The sequence below is a fragment of the Streptomyces tateyamensis genome, from assembly GCF_003205575.1.
In the GTDB taxonomy this organism is placed as follows: domain Bacteria; phylum Actinomycetota; class Actinomycetes; order Streptomycetales; family Streptomycetaceae; genus Kitasatospora; species Kitasatospora tateyamensis.
This window is the reverse complement of the sequence record NZ_PYBW01000147.1, coordinates 1-1,005: the sequence shown is the minus strand read 5'-3', so window position 1 is coordinate 1,005 and position 1,005 is coordinate 1. Positions and strand designations below refer to the sequence as shown.

The 1,005-nt window shown below is 69.9% G+C and carries 1 protein-coding gene; it reads left to right on the top strand.

Annotated features, from left to right (window positions below; translation table 11 throughout):
- Position 1: 1 nt before the first annotated feature.
- Positions 2 to 1,005: ABC transporter permease (locus C7C46_RS30065; RefSeq protein WP_110673091.1), on the top strand; the 1,004-nt coding region annotated here is incomplete at its 3' end.

Below are 1,005 nucleotides of genomic sequence, written 5' to 3'. Positions count from 1 at the left end.
CCTGGGCCGCCCCACCACACTCCCCGCCCCCGCCGGCCGGCGCTTCGACCTGGCCCGCTACCGCGACCTGTCCCTCGTCCCCGTCCTGCTGGCCCTCGCCATCATCGGCTTCGCCGTCTCACCCGCCTTCCTCACCACCGACAACCTCCTCGGCGTCGGCCAACAAGCCACCGAACTGAGCCTGCTCGTCCTCGCCGAAGCACTCATCCTCATCACCGGCCGCATGGACCTCTCCCTCGAATCCACCATCGGCGTCGCCCCCGTCATCGCCATGTGGCTCGTCCTACCCGACCACGGCGCCCGCTTCAACGGCATCGCCCTGCTCCCCACCTGGACCGCCATCCCCCTCTGCCTCACCGTCGGCGCCGCCATCGGCGCCGTCAACGGCTTCCTCATCCTCAAACTGCGCCTCAACGGCTTCATCGTCACCCTCGGCGCCCTCACCCTGCTCCGCGGCCTCCAAGTCGCCACCTCCCAAGGCCAGTCCATCGTCAACGTCCCCCCCTCCTTCCGCTACCTCGGCTCCGCCAACTGGCTCGGCGCACCCGCCGCCATCTGGATCTGCACCCTGCTCTTCCTCCTCGGCGCCGCCGCCCTGGCCTGGCTGCGCCACGGCCGCGCCCTCTACGCCATCGGCGGCAACCCCGAAGCCGCCCGCACCGCCGGCATCCACGTCGACCGCATCGTCTGGACCGTCCTGATCCTCGGCGGAACACTCGCCGCCTTCGCCGGCATCCTCTACACCGGCCACTACGGCTCCATCTCCGCCGACCAGGGCAACGGCTGGATCTTCCAAGTCTTCGCCGCCACCGTCATCGGCGGCGTCAGCCTCAACGGCGGCCGCGGCACCCTCCTCGGCGCCCTCACCGGCGTCCTCACCCTCCAACTCGTCGTCAACGTCATGACCCTGGCCGGCGTCCCACCCCTGTGGAACCAATTCCTCAACGGCGCCATCATCATCCTCGCCCTGATCATCTCCCGCTTCGCCTCCGGCGAGAAACAGGA